Origin of the sequence: Azospirillum sp. OGB3 (genome assembly GCF_014192915.1) — a bacterium.
In the GTDB taxonomy this organism is placed as follows: Bacteria; Pseudomonadota; Alphaproteobacteria; order Azospirillales; family Azospirillaceae; genus Azospirillum.
This window is the reverse complement of sequence record NZ_JACHYN010000053.1, coordinates 1-3,564: the sequence shown is the minus strand read 5'-3', so window position 1 is coordinate 3,564 and position 3,564 is coordinate 1. Positions and strand designations below refer to the sequence as shown.

Annotated in this window: 2 protein-coding genes; both read left to right on the top strand. The window is 62.5% G+C overall.

Going from position 1 to position 3,564, the window contains the following annotated elements; genetic code table 11:
- The first annotated feature begins 142 nt into the window (after window positions 1–142).
- Entirely contained in the window at window positions 143–340 is a 198-nt protein-coding gene (locus tag FHW79_RS32150) for a hypothetical protein (RefSeq protein ID WP_183182667.1), read from the top strand.
- Between the two features lie 258 nt (window positions 341–598).
- Window positions 599–2,767 (top strand): ParB/RepB/Spo0J family partition protein, encoded by a 2,169-nt coding sequence (locus FHW79_RS32145; RefSeq protein ID WP_183182666.1) that lies wholly within the window; start codon window positions 599–601, stop codon window positions 2,765–2,767.
- The last annotated feature ends 797 nt before the right edge of the window (window positions 2,768–3,564 follow it).

Genomic DNA, 3,564 nt, shown 5'->3' with positions numbered 1-3,564 from the left:
CATGGCGCGGCGCTCCTCTATGGGATCAACCTAAAAATCCGATTTAACAATGCCATGACGGCGGCTGCCCATCAACCCGATTTTCCGGAGAGCCGTCAGAACCAAGCGCGATTGGCGACCGGCGCTGCCGGAAGCCTTCATTTTGGCCGAGGGGGAAACCACCAATGTCGAGATTGAACGCGCCGATGGAAAGCCCGGTTCGACCATGTTGCGCATCGCGCGGCTGAACGGAACGATTGTCGTCGGGTTTGATCAGGAGGTCTACCCGTTGGTCGGGACCTATCCCCTGGAGATTGATGGGTTGATACGGGGAGCGGCAATCTCCATTGCGCCGGGGTGATCCTGTCCAGGATCAAACGGGGTTGGTGCAGGACATTGAAGGGGCGACGGAGCGAAGGCTGCGTCGCCCTCTTTATTCGTTATGGACGCTGAAGGGCGCGGCGTTGAGGTAAGACGGCAGATGGTTTGCCGTAAGTCTATGATGGACAAGGAAAAATATTGATCGCTGCGTGAGTTTCTTCTTGCTCAACATGCGCCCTGTACGACATGATGCCTGTGCATCGCGTTCCCCAACGCACTTCAAACAGGAAAGTTCATCATGCTTCAGGTGATTGCGTTTTCTAAACTTCGTCGGTCTGACCTGAATGTTCGCAAGACCCATCCCTTGGCTGACGTGGATGCCATGGCGAGCGACATTGCGGCGCGTGGCATCCTCCAGAACCTGATCGTCATTCCCAGCGACGGCGGCACTTTCGCTGTGGTCGGTGGCGGTCGCCGTTACGCCGCTTTGAGTCTTCTCCACTCCAAAGGCATGATCGACGATGACTATGGCGTCCCGTGCCGCGTCGATGATGTGTCTGATGCGGAAGAAAACAGCCTTGCTGAGAACGTTCAGCGCGTTCAGATGCACCCGGTTGACGAATTCCGCGCCTTTGCCGCGCAGATCGATCAGGGCAAGACGGACGAGGAACTCGCCAGCCGCTTCGGCATTTCGGTACGAGCGGTTCGGCAGCGGATGAAACTGGGTCGGCTCAGCCCGCGCCTGCTCGACCTGTTCCGTGACGGCAAAATCGACAAGGATGTGTGCGAAGCGTTCACCCTGTCCGACGATCACGCTATCCAGGAGCGTGTCTACGACGCGCTGCGGCGGTCTCACTCGCTGCACCCCTACCACATCCGGAAAGAGCTGGCGCAGGAGCGGGTGCCGGTGAATTCCAAGCTCGGGACCTTTGTGCGCGCCGAGTACGTGGCGAAGGGCCTACCGGTCACCGAGGACCTGTTCAAGGAAGATGGGTCCTATCTGAACGACCGCACCGCCGTTTTGGAGGTTGCCACCGAGAAGCTGCGGCACGAGTGCGACCGGCTGGTGTCCGAGGAAGGCTGGGCATGGGCAAAGCCGATGCTGGAGTACGACCATGCTGCGTTCGCGGCGATGCGTAACGTTCGCCCGGACGAGGAACGGCAGCTCACGGCGGATCAGGAAGACGAGCGGATGGCCCTGGTCGTTGCGCACAACGAGATCCTCTCCCGCTATCACCCGGAACGAACCGTGGGCAGGCCCGGAGGCCCCGCATCCCTGGAGGATGTTCCGGAGCCGGAGGACGACGAGGACGAGGGTGACGAGCCGGGTGGGTATGTCGGGACGATGGAGTTCGACGACAGCGAGGACGAAGGCGGTTTCGACGACGAGGGCGAAGAGGAGGAGGATGAGCCCACGATCCCGCAGGAGGACCTCGACCGCATGGCCGAACTCAAGCGCCAGATCGCCAAGATTGATGCGTTGAAAGGGCAGACCTACAGCGCCGAACTGAAGGCCAAGGCCGGGGTGTTCGTGCTTATTAGTAACGACGGCGACTTTGATCTGCGCAAGGGCTACATTGCCGTGGACACGGCCAGCGAAGGCGAGGACCCGGCTGCCCCATCCACCGGTAGCCCCGCGCGAACCGGCCTCGACAGCAGCGCCAGCAAGCCAGCGCGAGGCCCATACACGGCGGCTCTGGTCACGGACCTAGAGGCTCACCGGACCCAAGCCTTCCAGTTGGCCCTCGCGCAGGAACCGCAGTACGCGAAAAGCTACCTGCTCTATACGCTGTGGGTGAAGTTCTCCATGCGCAGCAGCATGGCCGCGTCGTCGAACCTCTCCGGTCACTACGAGCGCCTGTCGGCCAGTGTGACGAAGATGGGCGAAACGCCCGCTGGTTTGGCGCTCGCCAGACTGCTCGACGGCTTCGCCGCGACAATCGAGCCGGAAAAGGGTTACGGCAGCCAGAACGCGTTGCGCCTGTTCCAAGCGATCCACGGCCTCTCCGACGAGGATAAGGATGCGCTTCTGGCCGCAATGTTCGCCCAGACGATCAGCATCAGCCTGTCCGAGCATGGCGGCGTTCGGGACGACGTGGTCGAGCACATCGGCAGCCAGATCGCTTGCGACCCCGCTCGCACTTGGCGTCCGACCGGCGCGGAATTCTGGAGCCGCGTGAGCAAAGCCTTCGTGCTGGACAACGTGGCGATAGTCGGCAAAGGCGTGCAGACGCTCGCGCCCATGAAGAAGGCCCCGATGGTCACCATCCTCGACCGCTGGTTCGGGTCGCCCGACACCATCATGCTTTCGGAGCTTGGGCCGGTCGCCGCCGATGCTGATGGCCCGATCCCGCAGGGCATGGTGGCGGGGATCAGGGATTGGCTGCCCCCCGGCATGGCCTTCGGGGCCGAGGCCGAGGAAGGGGCCAACAGCCCGGTGGCCGACGCGGACGATGAAGCCGCTTGATCCAGCTAGGGCGCGTGACTTCGGGTTACGCGCCCTTCCCCGCCAGCCCGAGAGAGTGAGAGAAGACTGCCATAAACCCCCAGCGCACGATGTCCGAGCGGCGTGCCCGCGAAAGGTGACGATAATTGCTGCCTTTCGAATGGGACGGGGCGGCGGGCGAACCGCTACTCTGCCAGCCCGTGAGTAGACGCGGGAGCCACCTATGGCCGCTGGCAGAAATACGACCATCGCCAAGATAAGCGGACGATCAAAGCCCAGTGCAATGGCGTGTCCGTTCTGCGGCAGTACACTCAACGGGGTGACGGAGACCAAGACGCAGGCCGACAATACCATCCGCCGGAAGCGTGTGTGTGCCGGGTGCCGGGAAGCCTGGATGACGGTAGAGCGTGCATCCAGCACAGAGCAGGATGGTGGCCACGCTCGCCTGGGGCAGCGTGCCCTCGGTGGCGACGGGCTCCCTTCGGCTCTGGGTGGGCACACCGCACCGGTGGCGCCATTGGCGTTGTTTCTCCCCTGGTTGGACGATCATGAACGCGAGCTTCTGCTTCTCGCCCGCCAGCTGCGGCCCGAAGAGCGCCGTGTCCTGAGCGAACTGGCCCGGTCGCTGGGAAATGGGGCAGCGGCCGGTGCGCCCCCGAAAACGGAGGGTGTTTCGGTTGACCGCGGCGCGAAGGATGTTGAGGGCGAGATATCACGATAAATGGGCTCTCCGGAAAATCGGGTTGATGGGCAGCCGCCGTCATGGCATTGTTAAATCGGATTTTTAGGTTGATCCCATAGAGGAGCGCCGCGCCATG